Source organism: Rhodospirillum sp. A1_3_36 (assembly GCF_047263945.1).
Taxonomy (GTDB): domain Bacteria; phylum Pseudomonadota; class Alphaproteobacteria; order Rhodospirillales; family Rhodospirillaceae; genus Rhodospirillum.
Map to the genome: position 1 here is coordinate 348,826 of NZ_JBLAVB010000003.1, position 18,053 is coordinate 366,878.

The following is an 18,053-nucleotide window of genomic DNA, read 5'->3' on the forward strand; positions in this document are numbered from 1 at the left end:
GATGAGAGGAAAGGGGATTCTGTGAAAGCGGGAGGTGTGATTATTTTTTGGGCGAAAAAATGGCTAGATTATAATCTGGAAGGAAAGATGCTGACTTTAAGTGCATTTCGTCGCTTTTGGGCGATTGCCCAAGCCCATTTGGGGGCAAATGCCGCCAAGCCCCCCTTTTTTTTGCCCCGGGGTCTGGGGCCTTTCGGCCCCAGTCTCGCCAAGGGAGGGCTGGCCGTCTCTCATCCTTCGCTCACTCTTCCAGAAAGGCGGCGAAGTTCCGCCCTTCGTGGGCGATGTTCTCGCCGCCATCCACCACCAGAACCTGGCCGGTGACGAAGTCGTTGTCGACCAGATAGCGGATCGCCTGGGTGACCTTGTCCGGCGATCCGGTGCGTTCCAGGGGGATGCCCTGGCGGCGCCATTCCAGGTACTCCGGCCCGCGGTCTTCGGCCGGGAGGATCACACCGGGGGCAACTCCGTTGACCCGGATCCCCGGCGCCAGTTCCAGGGCCGCCATGCGAGTGAAATCGGCCAGGGCCTTCTTGCTCAGCAGGTAGGCGCCGTACTGGTACTGGTTAAAGCCGATCTTGTTGTCGAGGATGTTGACCACCACCCCTTCGGTCCGGTGTTTGGCGAAGGCCTGGGTCAGGAAGAAGGGCGCCTTCAGGTTGACGGTCATCTGGGCGTCGAACATCTCGGGCGTCGTGGTCCGCAGGTCGCCATGGGCATAGACCGAGGCACTGTTCACCAGGGTTGTCAGGTGGGGCATGGTCTCCACTGCCTCTACCACCAGCCGGTCAAGCCCGCTGATATCATTCAGGTCGTGGGTCATGAGAACGCAGTCCACACCTTCCTGGCCGATCTCCGCAGCCGTTTCCTCTGCGGCGTCTTCCGAGCTGTTGTAGTGCAGGGCGATGTCGAAGCCCGCTTTGGCCAAGCCAAGCGCGATGGACCGGCCCAGTCGGATGGCGCCCCCGGTGACCAGGGCCGCAGGGCGGTCTTCGGGGGGAAGCTTGGGTTTTGTCATGGGGAGCTGTCCTGGTGGGAGGAAGGGAAGGCAGTGCGGGACGGGGGCGCTGGGGAAGGGGGGGCCGTCAAGGTTACAGAGCGCTCGCCGACCCGGTGCCCGGCGACGATCAAAGTGACACAATCCAGAGGTGGATCCCAAGCTGTGCGGTGGGCAAGGTCCAGATGGGCCAGAAGATCCTCGACGAAAGGCCGGGCATAGGAGTCGCGGGGGAGCGCCTCCCGACGGGGAGCCTCGGCGCGTTTGAGGTGATGCAGAATATCCAGATCCAGGGGGCGGGGCAGGATCTTGCAGTCGGGACTGGTCCGGTCCCGGCCATGGGCGGTTTCCAGGGCGTTGAACCAGGTTTTCATGTCTTGCTCCGCCAAGGGGCTGCGGAAGGCCAGGGCGCCGTTCAGGAAGAAGGCGCCACCGGGCACACCTACGGGCGCGGTGCGGGCAATCCGGCTGACATGGACTTTCCCGAAGCGGTGGAGCAGCGTGGCGAGCGCGGAGGTGATGTTCCGTTCCGGATCGATGTTCGCGCCGAAGCCGACGATATAAAGTCCGTCACTCACGAGTCTCGGGGCTCCTTCCATCGGTGGACGGTTCCGGTTTCGATCCCCAACAGGTCGAACGCTCGGCCTACGGTTTGGTTGATGATATCATCAATGGTCTGCGGACGGTGGTAGAAGGCGGGGACCGGCGGCATGATCACGGCGCCAGAGGCTGTCGCCCGTGCCATCAGGTCGATGTGCCCTGCGTGCAGTGGGGTCTCGCGCACCATCAGCACGGTGGGCCGACGCTCCTTCAGACAGACATCGGCGGCCCGGACCATCAGGTCGGCGTCGTAGCAATGGGCGATGGCCGACAGGGTCTTGATCGAACAGGGCGCGATGAGCATGCCATGGGCGCGGAAGGACCCGCTGGACAGCGGCGCGCCCACATCGCCATGGGCATGGCAGACGTCGGCCAGCTTGCGGACGGCCTCCGGCGTCCAATCGGTCTCCTCCGCCAAGGTACGGGCGCCGCCGGGGGAGAGGATCAGATGGCTTTCCACGTCGGGAAGGGGGGCCAGGACCTGCAGCGCGCGGATGCCGAAAAGCGCGCCCGAGGCGCCGGAAATGCCGATGATGACTCGCTTCATAGGGGGGTCCGTTGGAAAAAGGGCACCCCCCAATCTTGGGGGTCCCAAGCGGTGGGAACAAGGTGCGGTGGGATGAAATTCCGTTTTGCCCCCAAGGGAAAGGAGGGGGAAAGGCGGGTGAAAGGCGGCGACCGGGGCGAGAAAAGGTCTGAGGATTTCCCCTGTGGAAACATGGGGCCTGGCGAGGCAAACTGTCGCAACCAAGACGCAAAAACAATCCAGGGCGAAAATGCCCGGGACCAGGGAGGAACGAAATGCGGTATCGCTTGCCGCCTCTGTCGACCCTGCGCCTGTTCGAGGCTGCGGGGCGTCACGGCAGTTTCAAGAGGGCTGCGGAAGAATTGGGGCTGACCCCCAGCGCCGTGAGCCATGGATTGCAAACCCTGGAGGACTGGCTGGGCGTCATGCTCTTTGCCCGCACCCCCAAGGGGCCGGTCCTGACCCCGGCGGGGGAAGCCTATCTGACCGCCGTAGAGCAATCCCTGTCGACCCTGGGCGCGGCAACGGAAAGTCTGCCGGGGCGGGCACCCCGGGGGATCCTGCGGATTTCCAGCGCGCCAACGGTGTCGCTGACCTGGCTGCTCCCTCGCCTGAACCGCTATTTGGAGGCCAACCCGGACCTGACCGTGGCCATCGACACCTCCCACCGGCGGGTGGACTTTCCCCTGGATGATTTCGATCTCGCCCTGCGGGTGGGCAAGGGGGAGTGGCCCGGGGTGGTGTCGGACCTGTTGTTCGGCGAGCGCCTGATCCCCGTGGCGGCCCCCCATGTGGCCCAGGCCCTGCAACCTGGCCTTCTGGCCCTGGAGGGCGCAAGGCTGATCGAATTGAGCTCCGTGGAACGGGACTGGTCCGCCTGGAGCGAGTTGACGGGCTTCACCGTTCCCCCCGATGGTCCCCGATTGATGGTGGATACCCATGCCCAGGCCTACGAGGCCGCCCGGTTGGGATTGGGAATCGCCCTGGGCCGCTTGCCCTATGTGGCGCCCGAACTGGAAAACGGCCATCTGGTACCGATTTTTGGGACCCCAGTGGACGCGGGCACGGGGGTTTGGGTCGTGCGCGGCGAGCTGCTTCGACCCGATCTGGAGGTCGAAGCCTTCGTTGCTTGGCTGAAGGGGGAGGCTAAGGTTATGAAAAATAAAGGGTATTTTATGGATGAAAAATTTCTCAGTACCGGGTGAGAAAGAATTGATTTCCATACGGATCCGAATGTTGGACACTTTGTCTCGTGCTCGGCGAGCGGTGTTCCATCGGTGACCTGATGTCGTGACCAGTGGCCTCCAACCCATCGTTTTTGTTTCCGGCACAACCTTTGGACGGAAGTGACGTGACGGCTTGTTCGTCGCCCATGGTCCACCCCCGGGACCCCATACCCCGGGGGTTTTTCTTTTCTGGCCGGATCTGTGTCTCCTGATCCGGTTGGCCGGATCTGTGTCTCCTGATCCGGTTGGCCGGATCTGTATCTCCTGATCCGGTTGGCCGGATCCGTGGGGTTGTTGGCCTTGTCGCCAAGGGGAGGTCCAGGCAGAGTCTCAAGGCAGTCTCCGCCAACAGTCTTGGACCTCGCCCATGTCCTCCATCCGCGTCATTGCCGCCCATGTCTTCGATCAGGCCATGATCCTCGACGCAGTGGGACCCTTACAGGTGTTTTCCTCGGTCAACGATGAATTGGCCCTACGGGGGCAACCGCCCGCCTATCGGGTGTTGTTGACCGCCAACGCGCCCGGTCCGGTGACTACGTCCAGTGGCCTTCGCCTCCACGCCGATGGTGGTCTTGCCGATTGGCCGGATCTGGGATTGGACACCCTGCTGGTTTCCGGTGGGTGGGGCGTCGACGGGGCCGCAGCAGACGGAGTCCTGCTCGGTGCCTTGCGGGATCTGGAACCGCAGATCCGCCGTTTGGGGTCCATTTGCTCTGGTGCCTTGGTTCTGGCGGCTTCGGGGCTGTTGGACGGGCGTCCAGCCACCACCCATTGGAGCCGGGTGGAGCAATTGCAGCGGGAGTATCCTGCCGTGCGGGTTCTGGGGGACCGGTTGCACACCCATGCGCCGACCCCGGGGCCGGAGGGAGATCCGCATCTGTTCACCTCCGCCGGAGTGACGGCGGGAATTGACCTTGCCCTGTCCCTGGTCGAGGCGGATGTGGGACCCAATCTGGCCCGGGCTGCGGCCCGGCGGTTGGTCATGTTTCTGCGTCGCCCGGGCGGGCAAAATCAGTTCTCCGCCTTCCTGGAGCCGACCCTGGAGCGGGCGCCCCGCCTTGCCGAGCTGCTGGCCTGGATCCCGGGCAATCTGACCGCCGACCTGTCCCTGGAGGCCCTGGCCCAGCGGGCCAATATGTCCACCCGGAGTTTTTCCCGCCTGTTCCGCGATCAATTGGGCTCCACCCCGGCGGCCTATGTGGAGCGGGTCCGGGTGGAGGCAGCCCGGGCGGAATTGGCGGCCTCCGGTCCCGATGCCTCGGTGGGGGCTGTGGCCCGGGCTGCGGGGTTCGGCCATCCGGAAACCATGCGGCGGGCCTTCCACCGGTACTTGGGGGTGGGTCCCAGCGATTATGCCGCCCGCTTTGGGTCGACACTGGCACCGTAGTTCCGCCTCTGGCCCCACCGCCAACTCTGATGTCCCTTTTCCCTTCGGAGGAGATCTGCCCGTGATCCGCTCCCCGCATGTCATTCTGTTCGTCGCCCAGGCGCTATACTGGAGTTGTTCGATTATCGGTATCACCGTGACGACCCTGGTGGGGAGGGAATTGACCTCGATCCCCGCCTTGGCCACTCTGCCCGTTGCCTTGCTGGTGGGGGGATCCCTGCTCTCGGTTCATCCCCTGTCGATTTTCATGCAACGCCATGGTCGCCGGGTTGGATTCCTGTTTGGCGCGGCTGCGGGGGGTGGTGGCGCTTTGATCGCGGCCTTGGCCGTGGAAGGGCGGAATTTTCCTCTGTTTTGTTTAGGGGCGGCCTTGATTGGCGCCTATCAGGCCTCGGCCATGTTCTACCGGTTTGCTGCGGTGGATGCCGCGCCGCCGGATCGGGCCGGGCGGGCCACGGCCTTTGTTCTTGCCGGGGGGGTGGTTGCCGCCCTGTTTGGCCCCACATTGGCCGTTTGGTCCCGGGATCTGACGGCCTTTCCGTTCCAGGGAGCCTATCTTGTTACGGCGGGCTTGGCCTGCTTGGGTGTCCTGGTCTTGATTGCCGCACCGGAGGGGCGCATTCCTGGCAATCATGTCGGAGGATGGTCCGCGGCGAAGGCCCTGCTGGCCCGACCGGGGATCCGCGCGGCCCTTTTGATCACGGCGAGTGGGCATGGGGTCATGATCCTTGTGATGACCGCAACACCTTTGGCAATGGCCTTTTGCTCCTTTCCCCTCAGCCAGTCGGCTGAAGTCATCCAGTGGCACGTCCTGGGGATGTTTCTACCGGGGTTCGTGAGTGGCCGTCTGGTGGACCGACTGGGTCCCGTCGCTGTTGCTCTGGTTGGAGGCCTGCTTCTCATGGCGAGTGTCGGCGTCGCCCTCACGGGGCTGGAGTTCGGATATTTCCTGCTGTCATCCCTTCTCCTTGGTATCGGGTGGAATTTGATGATGGTGGCCGGAACGACCCTGCTTGGGAAGGCTCACACTCCCGAGGAGCGGGGCAATGCCCAGGGTCTCATGGAACTGGCCAATGGGGCCATGGCGGCAACGGCGTCCTTCGCCTCGGGTGCGGCGTTGGCCGGTGCGGGTTGGTCTCTTATCAATATGGGGGTTGCGCCTGTCTTGGTGTTGGTGGCGCTGGTCGCATGGTTTCAATTGTCCGGTACCGGGCGAACCGTTACTGAGTCGGCGGGGGAACCCTGATGACAGAGGGAGGGCCTTCCTGACCAGGGAAGGTGCGGGCCGCCGCGCGGAGAAGGATGGGCAAGGCGGCGCGGTCATCGGGGGAGAGGTCTTGTCGTTCCAATCGCAGCTCGTTGACCGGACGCAGATCGCCGGGGTCCTGGTCTCCCAGGTCTGCTCCGTTGTGCAAGGTCATAACCAGCCAATGGCGATAGACGGTCCGGGTGAAGGTCCGGCTTTCCCAGGGATCCTCGAAGAAGGGGGGCCGCCCGGGCCGGAGGCGTCCGACCATCACCGGGCGTTCATAGGTGTCCAAGAGGGGGCCGTCGGTGCCATGGGTGAAGGATACCACCCAGGGAGCTGGGGTGATATCCGTTCCATTCTGTTCCAAGATCGTCGCGCCCATGGCCTGGAGCTCTCCGGCCAAACGACTCCGGGCCCGATCCCATTCCAGGCTTGCAGCCTGGGCGCCCCTGGGCCGGATGGCGAGGGTCAAGCCCGCCAGGCTTTTGGGCGTGCCCGGATCCACATAAGCAGTCATCAGCGCCTGCTCCATGGGGGGAGCACAGGCGGCAGCGAGAAGGAGTGTGGCCGCGAAGAGGGCGCCCACAAGGCGTTGCACCCGAATCATGGTGCAAGGGTCTGCCCTCGTCGTGGCGATTTCAAGGTCTTTTCGGTTGCTGTGATGGTCATCCATGACCTTGGCCGGAGGGGCCCCCTTGCCGATGGCGCTGCCGGAGTGTTTTCCCGAGGTTTCCCCTGTGCCTGGGGGGGCGAAGCGACGGAGAAGCCCTTGCGGGAAGCGGGCCTGCGCGAGGGGATGCCGGAAACCCTCGGACATGGGCCAGCGTCCGGCCGGAAACGCTACTTTTCCGGATTCCGCTTTGGCGCGGGATCAATGCTTGGCTATACTCACGGAGTCCCGCAACAGTCCCGTGATCCATGGATAAAGTCTCTCTTCTCAGGTCCCTAGAAGCACACCGCCGCTGGCTCGCCGGAGAGCGGGACGGGAAGCGTGCCGATTTGTCAGGTGAGGATCTGCGCGGTCATGGGTTTTGGGGCGCGGATCTGCGTCAGGTTATCCTCAGGGAAGCGGATCTGTCGGGCTGCAATCTCGCCCAGACGGATCTGACCGGGGCCGATTTATTCAAGGCCAAGCTCGACCGCACGGATTTGCGGGGCGCGCGCTTGGCTGAGGCCGAATTGCGCGGGGTCTCGATGACTGGGGCGAAGCTCGCCGGATGCGACCTGACCGGGCAGAATTTTCGTCGGGGTTTGCGCTTCGATGGGGAGGGAGAGGCAAAGTCGGTGCCCCAGGACCTGTCCGGGGCCGATTTCTCCGGGGCGAATCTCACCGGTGTCGATGCCACGGGGGCGGACCTGTCCGGCGCCATCCTGTCCAACGCCCGCCTGGACCATGCCAATCTGGCCGAAGCGGATTGCAGTGGCGCCGACTTGTCGGGTGCGACTCTGAATGGGGCCACCTTGGCCAATGCCAACCTGCGAAGCGCCCGTCTGGTGGGCGCCAACCTTGGCGGAACGGACTTCAGTGGTGCCAGCCTGTCCTTGGCTGACCTGTCCGGTGTGGATATGGGAACCTCCAGCCTTGCCGGAGCCGATTTGGTGGGGGCCCTGCTTGAAGGCGCTGTCCTGCCCGAAAAGGGCGAGGTGGAGCAAGCCCTGGTGGGTAAGGCTCTGGAACGACATCTTGCTTGGTTGATGAATGGGGCGGGCACGGCGGCCGATTTGTCCGGCATGGATCTGTCCGGCATGGACCTGTCCGGATCCAACCTGGCCGGGGCCAATCTTGCAGGGGCCTTCCTCGCCCGGGTCTCCCTGCGCGGAGCCAGTCTTGTTCTGGCCGACCTGTCTGGTGCCGTGCTGACCGGAGCAGATCTGCGGGACGCGGATTTGCGCGGGGCCAGCTTGAAGGATACGGATCTGACCGGGGCTCACCTGAGGGGGGCGCGGACAGGGGAAGCCGAGTTGCTGGCCGGGGGCGGAACCGCCAAAGGGCGGATCGTATCGACGGATTTTACGGATGCCTGGGGACGGGACAAGCTGCTCTCGCCCCCCGATGGGGAAGAAATACCATGACGGGAAAGTCCCCTAAAGCCCAGTCTCCTGGTGGCCAGTCTTCCCCCGCGCCACCGCGCCGCCGGGTCCTGGATCCGCGCACGGGAGTGATTATCGTCCGGGTTCAGCGGGGCGAGCACCATGTGTCCCAAGCCCCGGACGAGGTTCTGTCTGCAGAAGTGGCATCCAGCGTTTCCCTGTGTTGTCGGGATCCCAAGCGCAATATCGGCGGTATGGTTTGCCTTCTATTACCCGCTGCCGATCCGGAACCGGGGGGCGATCCATCGGACGAACAGGACTTGAGTGTCTTCATCGAACGCTACGGGGCCCATCTGCTGGAACGCCTGTTCGTGGAACTGGAAAAGCGGGGGTGTCGCAAGACTCGCCTGGAAGCCAAGGTTTTCGGAGGCGCTGTTCGGGAAGGGTATGACTCTGCGGCTGGGCCGCGCACTCTGGCGTTCATCAATCGCTACCTGGAGGACTGGGGGATCCCCGTTTCAGAACGAATCACCGGTGGGCGGCAGGTACGACGGGTCCAATATTTCCCGGTTACCGGAAAGGCCCGGGTCATGGTTCTCGACGACAGCAGAGCCCCCGCAGCGACCGCGCTGGAGCTTCGCCGCTCGCCGATCATGCGCCTGGAAGCGGATGGCGCGGTGGAGATCTGGGATTAGAGCAAATCCCGAGCAATCTGGAACAGATTGTGACGGGCGGAACGCACACCGTAGGCATGACGGTTTGCTTCAATGTCGGAGGTTTAGAGCATATTGCGTGAATCACATTTCACGCAATATGCTCTGGAGTGTCTTCGATATCACAGCGGTTTTTGACAAAGTGAGAAAGCCGCATTTTTTTGGCGGATAAGAATAACCCTCTTCCATATGGGACTAATTTGGTCCAAAATGCTTTCTGCCGGGATGCGGGAGGGGCCGTGTCCTGGCGGACACCAGAGCCAATGGATGATCGAAGAGGGGATAAAGAGATGAGTGCTGAAGAGCTGAAAGCCGAGATCAAGAAATTGAGCGCCCGCGCCACTCAATCCAAGATGGACCTGCACGACCTGTCCGAGGAGTTGCCCATCGGTTGGCAAACGATCAAGGAGCAGGCGGAGGCCACCTATAAGGCTTATGAAGCTCTGGAGGCCAAGCGAGCCGAACTGAAGGCCTTGGGGTAAAGCCGAACCAGAGTGATTGATAGCAGGGCACAGGGTAGGGGGTGTTTCCCGTCACGGGGCTTTGCCCCGTCCCCCCCCTTTTTGGCGAGGCCGAGGCCGAAAGGCCCCAGACCCCGGGCTCTTATTGATAAAAGAAAAATGGGGGTTTGGGGGCATATGCCCCCAAATGGGCTTGGGCAATCGCCCAAAAAAGACGAGACACTGTCTTGTACTGTGGATCTATAGATCAGGCGAGATGCTCTAGAGTGAAACTGGATCAGCTTGAGTCAAGCTGATCCAGTTTCACTCTCATTATATAGATTTTAGAGTATCTTCGCGACCCAACTTGATCTCGGAATACTCTAAGGCCGGGGGGGCTGTGTGGTGCGCGCCTCTGGGAGGGATTAACTGGAGAAGTCCCGGCGTTGGGCAGATAAACCTGCGGCATTGAGGGCGTCGAGAATTTCCGTCAGGTGGCTATGGTCCCTGGCTTCCAGGATCACCCTCAGCTCCGTGGCCTTAACGGAGATATCTGCGGTCAACCGTTCATGGCGGACCTCGACGATGTTGCCGCCGGCCGCGCCGATGACCGTCGCGACCTTGGCGAGTTGACCAGGGCGGTCCCCCACTTGAATGGACAGATGGGCAATACGGCCTTCGCGCACCAGACCGCGCATGATGACCGAGGCCATGATCCTGGGGTCGATGTTCCCACCGGTCAGGACCAAACCGACCGAGCGGCCCTTGAACCGCTCTGGCTCGGCCAGAAGGGCGGCAAGAGGGGTGGCTCCGGCGCCCTCCGAGACGGTTTTTTCCACGGTGAAATAGAGATTGATGGCAGCTTCTATGGCGGGTTCATCGACCAGAAGGATGTCAGACACCAATCGCCGCAACAGGGGCAGGGTTCGCGATCCCGGTTCTTTGACGGCGATGCCCTCGGCCACCGTCACCGCACCCGCTGGGCGGGGAAGCCCCTTGAGGGCGTTATGGGCGGCCGGGTATTGGGCGGATTGGACGCCGATCAGTTCGATCTCCGGCTTTATTCCCTTGGCGGCGACGGCCATGCCCGCCAACAGTCCCCCTCCTCCGACCGGAGCCACCAGGACCTCCAGGTCCGGGGCGTCCTCCAGCATTTCCAGGGCCACGGTGCCTTGACCGGCAATGATCAGGGGGTCGTCGTAGGGGTGGATCAAGGTCAGGCCCTCAGCCGCGGCGATGCGCTCGGCCGCTTGGCGGGACTCGGCGACGGTTTCTCCCTCCAGTACAACCCGGGCGCCATGGGCGCGGGTGTGTTGGACCTTTACGAAGGGGGTGTCCTCGGGCATGACGATTACGGCGGGAATCCCCATGCCTTTGGCATGGTAGGCCACGCCCTGGGCATGGTTGCCTGCGCTCATGGCGATGACACCGCAGACCCGTTGCGAGTCGCTCAGAGCGTTCAGGCGGTTGAGCGCTCCTCTTTCCTTGAAGGATGCGGTGAACTGGTGATTTTCAAATTTCACGTGGACCCGGGCACCGGTCAGGGCCGACAGGGTTCGGGACAGGTGAGTCGGTGTGCGCTGAATGGCAGGACCGATAACCCGTGCCGCAGCCTGAATGTCGGCAAGGGTCGGAGGTGGTTCCGGTGTTTCGGTGGGAGGCCAGGGAGAAGAGTGAGGCGCGTCCACGGGCATGGGGGAACTCCACTGGGATGGGGGGAGGGAGGGAGGTGGTAGCAGTAACATCCTCCGATTGCTTCGCATTTTGAAAATATTTGCGAAACGCGGGTCGGCTGAATATCTGAGGAATATTATAATTCATTGTTTTTGTTGTTATATTCTTTTTCCAAGCAGTTGGCACATCGGATGCAAAGATAGGGTCGATCTCTGTTCCTTCCAAGGTCTCTTTCCTGTGAAGAGTTTGGAGGGGCCACCTTTCTGGTGATAGCTGCTCGAACCAAAGTTTGGTTTCCTGGCGGTTCCGAACCGCACTTCCCCGCCGCCTGCCGGGAGACGACTTTCGGACGGCTTCATCGGGCGGGACGATCCACAGGTTGGATTGTCCCGCCATTTTTTTTCCCCTCCCTTGCGATGACATAAGCCTTCAGCCCTTCGAGGGTTTGGGGGGCGTTGCGATTCACTCTCGGATTTCTTTCCAAAAGGGGGGGAGTTTGATAGGCTACATTCTGATTTTTTACCCTATTTCCACTAGACCGGGTCGCAGTGGAGTGCCGTACACCGTGGGTTTTCAACGGTTTCTTCGGGCTTCAATTGGATGATCCTGTTTGATCTAAATTTTATTGGTGATTTGAGCGAATGTACCGAACCTGTGATGGCTGTCGCTTTCAAGCGACGCAATGTCTCCTATGTTCGGGGTGTGGTCTCTGACGGAATGACGGGTCAGGGCGAAGACGGCAAAGAGTGAAGACGGCGCCTCTTGGCGCCCCCATGGATGGATACGGTAGCATGAGCAAGACAGTGTGGGACGCACCCAATCCCGATGGTTGGCCCCGCTCCGGCGGTCGCTTCTCGTTTGACGAGGGGGCCAAAGGAGACACTGCCGACGCCAGCTTCTCCCATGTGGTGGAGGCCGGTGGGGCTGACCGAATCGACGTGGGATCCGGGGATCTCTTGCTCAATGGCTCCTATGACCGGGATGGGAGTGATCTGATCCTGTCCGATGGTGCCGGTCATACCCTATTGCTCAAGGACTATTTCCTGAGCGAGACGCCCGCAGACTTGGTGGTTGGCGAAGGGATGCGTCTGGACGGGGATTTGGTGGCCCGTTTGGCCGGCGGTTTGGCGCCGGGGCAGGTGGCTCAGGCGGCTACCCTGGGTGGGGACGCCGTGGCTGCGGCCATTGGCACCGTGACCAAAGCTGCGGGAACGGTGACCGTTATCCGGACCGATGGCACGGAAGTGACGGTCCAGTCAGGGGATCCCATCTTCCAAGGCGATGTGGTGGCGACCAGCGCCGACGGTGGTGTGGGTATTACGTTCCTGGACGGCTCGGCCTTCTCCCTAGGGGGAAGCGGACGGATGGTGCTGGACGAGATGGTTTACGACCCGGGAACCGGGGACGGGTCTTCCTCGGTCAGTCTGGTGTCCGGTGTGTTTTCCTTCGTCTCTGGGGAGATCGCCAAGAGCGGCCCCGATGCCATGGCTGTGACGACACCTGTGGGCACCATCGGGATCCGGGGGACCAAGGGCGTGATCACCCTGAAAGTGCCCGCAGGCACGGATTTGGGGGATTTGGGCGCCTTGAGCAACCGAGCGGAGGCCCTCGGGGTGACTTTTGAGGTGGTTCTGTTGCCCGAGACCAGTGGTTTCACTGGTGAAATTGTATTCACGGGCTTGAATGGCCAATCTCAAACCCTGAACGCCCCCTATGATGGCATCAAGGTGAGCCTGTCCCAGGTTTTGGATCAGGTGGAATTGAGCGTTTCCCGTTTTTCCGCCAGCCAACAGGACATGGATAACAGCGATCAGGGGCGCTCCCTGGATTTCCTGCCCGATAGTGGGTCGAATGACCAGGGTAATGGAAACGATCAGGGGGGGATAGACACCGATGGGGATGGAAGGCCCCAACTGACGGAAATCATTGGGCAGGACCCCAATTACTCCGACCCTTATGATGTCCTCGGGAAGGGGACCGGTGGCGGCCCAGGGGGGAACTCGGTTGATGTGGATGCTTTCGTCAAGGAAGTTTTGAAAGCTGTCGACAATAATGCCTACGCGTATTTTAACAATAAGGAGATTGAGGACACCAATAATCAGGACAATCAAGGGACGGGAGGTATTGCCGATACTCCCTCTGAAGAAAATGTGGTTTCCCACGACAGTGATGGACGCATCATCGTTGCCTTTTCCGGTGGCGTCTACGACGCGTCGGACTCCACGGAGAGTCTGAATATCACGGGCAGCTCTACAGGCGATACCATCACAACGGGCAGCGGTAATGACTTGATCTTTGGTGGCGCGGGGAATGACACCATCAAGACGAATGGCGGCAACGACATTGTCTATGGTGGGTCAGGAGCCGATACGATTATCGGTGGGTCCGGCCACGGTGACGACACTTATATCGGTGGCTCCAGCGAGACGGTGGATGACAGTGATGACGACTGGGTGAAGTACCCGTCGGCAACCCGTGCCATAACGGTCAACCTGTCCACGGGGACTGCGACGGGCGTCGATATCGATACAGACGTTTTGTATGGTATTGAGCATGTTTTGGGTGGTGACGGGTCCGATACGATCACCGGTAATTCCAAGGCCAATATCCTGCAGGGGGGAACCGGCGACGATACCCTGGATGGTGGCGCTGGGAATGACACCCTGGAAGGGGGCGATGGGGATGACTCCCTCGTCTATTCCTCTGGTACGGATACCTATAGCGGTGGATCAGGGACAGACACTGTTCTCGTGAAGAACGGGATGACCCTTGACCTGTCGGGGGCTTGGCAGAGTGGCTCGAGCAGCCTGGAACGCCTGGAGCTGGGATCTGGTGCCAATACCTTGAGCGTGGGCTCAAGCACCTCCTGGTCCTCCATTTTCGGCAGTACCCTTTATGTGAAGGCGGGAAGTGACGATACGGTCACGGGATCTGGCTGGTCCTATGGGGGGACGGTCGTTTCCGACGGTGTGGTTTACAATTCCTGGACCCAATCGGGTGCCACCCTGAATGTCCAGAGTGGAGCGATACAAAACTTTACCTCTGGGGATCGGACCGTCGTTGCATTTGACGGTGGGACCTATGACGGGTCCACCTCTACGGCCAATCTGTTGGTTGCGGGCAGCTCGGCGGGCGACACCATTACGACGGGCAGCGGCAATGACCTCGTCTATGGTGGGGATGGGAATGACACCATCAAGACCAATGGCGGTGACGACATCGTCTATGGTGGGGCCGGAGCCGACGTGATCATCGGTGGGTCTGGCCATGGCAATGACACCTATTACGGTGGATCCAGCGCAACCGTGGATGACAGCGATTCCGACTGGATCAAGTACCCTTCGGCAACCCATGCCATAACCGTTGACCTGTCCACGGGAAGGGCCACGGGCACTGACATTGACACCGACGTCATATTTGGCATCGAGAACGTCTTGGGGGGGGATGGGTCCGACTCCATCACCGGAAATTTCAAGGCCAATATCTTGCAGGGCGGAACGGGCAACGATACCTTGGATGGGGGTGCTGGGTCTGATACCCTTCAAGGTGGATTGGGCAACGATACGCTGGTGTATTCCTCGGGTACGGATACCTATGCCGGTGGATCGGGAACCGACACCCTGTTGGTGCGGAATGGAACGACACTTGACCTGGGCACCGCATGGCAAAGCGGGTCCTCCAGCCTGGAAAGCATCACGCTGGGCTCCGGCGCCAACACCCTGGCCATTGGGTCTCTGACCTCCTGGTCCTCCATTTTCGGGACCACCCTTACCGTGAATGCCGGAAGTGACGATACGGTTTCGGGGAGCGGGTGGACCTACGAGGGAACGGTGACCAGCGGCGGAGTGACCTACAACTCCTGGAGCCAAAATGGCCATACGGTCAACATTCAGTCCGGCGCCCAATTGAGCGGCTTCAGCACGACCTCCACCATCACCTGGGACCACGGGGCGGACACGACAGCCTTCTCCGACGCGGCCAACTGGGATAGCGATAGCGTGCCCGGGTCGACGGATGTCGCTGCCATTCAGACGGAAAGCTCGGTTGTTCTGTCGTCTGCGAAGACCCTGTCGGCCCTCATGATGAGCGCTTCATCGTCGCTTCAGGTGAAAGAGTCCCTGACGCTGACCAATGGGGGCAGTATCGAGAATGGATCCACTATAAGTCTGGATTCGGGGGGGACACTGGAGACCGATGGCACTTTGACGTTCGATGGACGGTTATATTTGGGGGCCGCCGGGACCTTAAGTGGCGACGGAGTCATTCATATAAACAGGGATGGCATTCTCCTTCCGAGCGATGGTTCAGTTGACATTGACGGCCTGACCCTGAATCTGAACAACGATTTAAAGTTGGGTGGGTCTTTTGTTCAAAGTCACTCCAGCACGGTCGTCTATGCCGCCCATAAGACCTTGTCGATCAAGGACACAGGCTCTGTGTCCGGGTCTGGGACTTTTCAGATTCTGGGTACGGTAAATGTTGATATCGACGGTGAGGAAGGAAGCTTCGCTTTCGGTGGCTCGAATACGGTCCTGTCCAGTGGAGGGGCGATCGAAGTCGAAACGGGGACCCTCAGCCTGGGAAGCGGAACCTACGCCGGGGCCATTGAAGCGGGCGAGGATGGGACGGTCACTCTGACAGGGGCGCAGACCTATAATTCCGGCATCTCCTGGTCTGGGTATGGGACCTTCCTGTTGAGCAGTGGCACGATCGCCCTGAATACCAATTTGTCCACAGATGTGGCCTTGGAGTTCTCCGGATCCAACAGGATCACCGGGATGGGGAATCTGGTGGTCGATACCTTTGACCAGTCGTCTGCCGGAACCCTGGATTTCGACGCCACCTTGTTGAAGGTCGCCGATGGTGGCGAGATATCTGGATCCACGTTGAAGGGAGATGGAACCCTGCAGATCGATGGTGGCACTTTCACGGTGTCCACCGAGACCTCTGAAACGACGACCCTTTCCCTCGATACGGTGGTCAAAAATGGCGGAACCCTGGAGGTGTTGGGGGGCAATGACAAGGCGATCACCCTGAGTTTGTCGGAGGCCAGCGGTGCATCAGGGTCCCTTACCATCGACCAGGGCGGTAAGCTATACCTGAAGCAAAGTTCACTTAGCGAGAGCGTTCACGATATTATCCTTGATGGTGGATTTGGGACGATTACGAACAATGGCTCTGTCTTCGCAAGTAATGATGCGGGGCAGTCCACCGGCGCGGTGACGATCAAAGGCACTTTTGTCCAAGGGACGACCGGTACACTCACCGTACAAAATGACCTGTATTTTTCTCCGGGGGTGGGGAGGGTTGTCGACCTGTCCAATGGCACGGTCGACCTAGCATCCGGGCACACCATTTACGTCAGTAGCGGGACGCTGGCCACTGGATCGGGGACCACATACGCTGGAAGTGGCACGCGAACCTTGCAGTTCATGGATGGGACCACGTGGCGCATGGGGGCCGATTACACCATCAATGCGAGTACCTTCAAGATCGGGCTTTCCGGGGCCGTGTCCATCGTTGCGGCTGCGGGGGCGTCGCCGACCCTGACCAATGCGGGGACGGCGCTTTTCTTTAGCGATGACACCATTGGTGTGGATGTGGTCAACTCAGGACGAATGGGATTCCATGGCCATGATGCGGCGGCTGGCACGGACGGCGGTTCGACCCTGAGTGGGAACCTGACCAACTCCGGCACCATCATGATTTACAATGGCGACACCTACAGTGGCCAGTACGCAGGAAATCCGATGACCACCACAGTGGGCGGGACCATCGATAACAGCGGCCTGTTTCTGTTCGACAATGGTGCTTCCTTTTCGGGTAATCTGAAGTTCGACCTGGGGACCCATGCTTTCAACAACTCTGGGACTGTCCAGTTCGTCGACGCGGACAATACCACCTATGAGATCGAATCCACGTTCAACAACAGTGGAACCGTGGATTTGCAGCATGACGCCACGTTTAGCGGTGGGAATTTCACAAATCAGTCGGGTGCCACGATTTTGTTGGAGGACTCCAGCACCCTCACCTGGGACCCCGCGAGCACCAGCAGCGTCTTCGCCAATGACAGTGGTGGCCTGATCCAGGGGAGCGGCACGATCACCCTCCATGAGTCCGAGGCGGAATCCGATATGACCCTATTCAACTCGGGCACGATAAGCCCGGGAATTGGAACGGGCAGTAACGATTCCAACCATGGCTCACTGACCATCAACGGGAACCTGACGGCCAAGGCAACGTCCCTGGTGGTTTTGGACCTCGACACGTACGGCGGAACCGGTCACGACACGCTGAGTGTGTCCAATACTTTCACCTTGGGGGGCACGCTGGATATCCATCGCTTTAGCACACCGACTGGGGAGGGAGCCTATTCGGGGTACTTGACCGCAGGCACTCTGGTCGGGCAGTTCGATCAGATCAATGGGATGAATGACACCGAGGGGGCGACAACGGGCAGCTATGCCCTTCACCCCGTGTTGAATGGGACGACGGAGTTGAAGTTCCAGGCTCTGGCGGTCACCGCTGTTGGCAGCGACTTTGACAACGACAACCACTGGCAGGACGTGGTCATCGGGACATCGGGGAATGATAAGTTTCTTGCCAGTGGAACCCACTCCAGTGGGGACTTCTTCTACGGTGGCGATGGCAATGACACGGTCACTTTGGCCTACCTGGATCCTGCTTCTGATTACTACTCTACCGACCCGAACTCTTACTCCAACCTGTATTTTGATTTCCTGGATGGAGGGGCTGGGACCGATACCTTGAAGATCGAGCAGAGCACGAACCTGACCTCCGTGTCTTGGGAAAAGGTCCAGGGGTTCGAGATCATCGACTTCAATGCTGCGGGGGGAACATTGACCATCGACGATACGATCGTTAAGGCCTTGGCTTCGGGAACGAACGAATACTTGGACACGGCTCTATCGAGCTATAATAGCGTCCATAACACGTCGTTTTCGGCGCAGGAGGCTTTGGTCATCGATTTGGCTGATGGCGACACGCTGAATGCGGTGAGTTCAGATATGGAGTCGTGGGAAGACAAGGGAACCATTCAATTGGACTTGGACGGTCAGTCGGGCGATGAGTCCTATACGGTCTACACGCATGGCGATGCCACGATCTATGTGCATGATGAGGCGGTTGGCTCGGTTTAGATCAAGCCGCCTTGGATCGGAATCGGTTTAACAGGGTGCGGAAAAACTCT

At 60.6% G+C, this 18,053-nt stretch carries 13 protein-coding genes; 8 read left to right on the top strand and 5 right to left on the bottom strand.

Features of this window, described 5'->3' with window-relative positions; translation table 11 throughout:
- Positions 1–241: 241 nt before the first annotated feature.
- From ACLIRY_RS09190 to ACLIRY_RS09200, 3 genes are read right to left on the bottom strand one after another with little or no spacing between them, the layout of a single operon-like run.
- Positions 242–1,018 (bottom strand): SDR family oxidoreductase, encoded by a 777-nt coding sequence (locus ACLIRY_RS09190; RefSeq protein WP_413205072.1) that lies wholly within the window; start codon positions 1,016–1,018, stop codon positions 242–244.
- Entirely contained in the window at positions 1,015–1,575 is a 561-nt protein-coding gene (locus tag ACLIRY_RS09195) for a 2-amino-4-hydroxy-6-hydroxymethyldihydropteridine diphosphokinase (protein ID WP_413205073.1), read from the bottom strand. Before ACLIRY_RS09195 ends, ACLIRY_RS09190 begins: the two co-directional genes overlap by 4 nt.
- A complete protein-coding gene (locus ACLIRY_RS09200; protein ID WP_413205074.1) occupies positions 1,572–2,144 on the bottom strand; it encodes a UbiX family flavin prenyltransferase in 573 nt (190 codons plus the stop codon). Before ACLIRY_RS09200 ends, ACLIRY_RS09195 begins: the two co-directional genes overlap by 4 nt.
- Positions 2,145–2,398: 254 nt before the next feature.
- On the opposite strand from ACLIRY_RS09200, the gene ACLIRY_RS09205 reads away from it, so the two are divergent.
- The 3 genes from ACLIRY_RS09205 to ACLIRY_RS09215 all read left to right on the top strand — a co-directional run bounded on the left by ACLIRY_RS09205 (position 2,399) and on the right by ACLIRY_RS09215 (position 5,982).
- Positions 2,399–3,328: a LysR substrate-binding domain-containing protein gene (locus ACLIRY_RS09205; RefSeq protein WP_413205075.1), complete on the top strand. Its 930-nt coding sequence runs from the start codon at positions 2,399–2,401 to the stop codon at positions 3,326–3,328.
- Positions 3,329–3,716: 388 nt separating this feature from the next.
- The gene (locus tag ACLIRY_RS09210; RefSeq protein WP_413205076.1) at positions 3,717–4,736 is read left to right on the top strand and encodes a GlxA family transcriptional regulator; all 1,020 of its coding nucleotides are present in this window, start codon (positions 3,717–3,719) and stop codon (positions 4,734–4,736) included.
- 61 nt (positions 4,737–4,797) lie between these two features.
- A complete protein-coding gene (locus tag ACLIRY_RS09215; RefSeq protein WP_413205077.1) occupies positions 4,798–5,982 on the top strand; it encodes an MFS transporter in 1,185 nt (394 codons plus the stop codon).
- Here ACLIRY_RS09215 and ACLIRY_RS09220 read toward each other — a convergent pair.
- Positions 5,957–6,802, bottom strand: a complete 846-nt coding sequence (locus ACLIRY_RS09220; protein ID WP_413205078.1) for a hypothetical protein — start codon at positions 6,800–6,802, stop codon at positions 5,957–5,959. The two genes, ACLIRY_RS09215 and ACLIRY_RS09220, sit on opposite strands and share 26 nt — an antisense overlap.
- Before the next feature lie 101 nt (positions 6,803–6,903).
- On the opposite strand from ACLIRY_RS09220, the gene ACLIRY_RS09225 reads away from it, so the two are divergent.
- The 3 genes from ACLIRY_RS09225 to ACLIRY_RS09235 all read left to right on the top strand — a co-directional run bounded on the left by ACLIRY_RS09225 (position 6,904) and on the right by ACLIRY_RS09235 (position 9,211).
- Entirely contained in the window at positions 6,904–8,058 is a 1,155-nt protein-coding gene (locus ACLIRY_RS09225) for a pentapeptide repeat-containing protein (protein ID WP_413205079.1), read from the top strand.
- Entirely contained in the window at positions 8,055–8,711 is a 657-nt protein-coding gene (locus tag ACLIRY_RS09230) for a chemotaxis protein CheD (protein ID WP_413205080.1), read from the top strand. Before ACLIRY_RS09225 ends, ACLIRY_RS09230 begins: the two co-directional genes overlap by 4 nt.
- Before the next feature lie 308 nt (positions 8,712–9,019).
- Positions 9,020–9,211 (top strand): CCE_0567 family metalloprotein, encoded by a 192-nt coding sequence (locus tag ACLIRY_RS09235; RefSeq protein ID WP_413205081.1) that lies wholly within the window; start codon positions 9,020–9,022, stop codon positions 9,209–9,211.
- 383 nt (positions 9,212–9,594) lie between these two features.
- Here ACLIRY_RS09235 and ACLIRY_RS09240 read toward each other — a convergent pair whose 3' ends face one another.
- Positions 9,595–10,863: a threonine ammonia-lyase gene (locus tag ACLIRY_RS09240; RefSeq protein ID WP_413205082.1), complete on the bottom strand. Its 1,269-nt coding sequence runs from the start codon at positions 10,861–10,863 to the stop codon at positions 9,595–9,597.
- Between the two features lie 580 nt (positions 10,864–11,443).
- On the opposite strand from ACLIRY_RS09240, the gene ACLIRY_RS09245 reads away from it, so the two are divergent.
- Together ACLIRY_RS09245 and ACLIRY_RS09250 are read left to right on the top strand one after the other, a co-directional pair.
- Entirely contained in the window at positions 11,444–11,593 is a 150-nt protein-coding gene (locus ACLIRY_RS09245) for a hypothetical protein (protein WP_413205083.1), read from the top strand.
- Positions 11,594–11,634: 41 nt separating this feature from the next.
- The gene (locus ACLIRY_RS09250) at positions 11,635–18,003 is read left to right on the top strand and encodes a hypothetical protein (RefSeq protein ID WP_413205084.1); all 6,369 of its coding nucleotides are present in this window, start codon (positions 11,635–11,637) and stop codon (positions 18,001–18,003) included.
- The last annotated feature ends 50 nt before the right edge of the window (positions 18,004–18,053 follow it).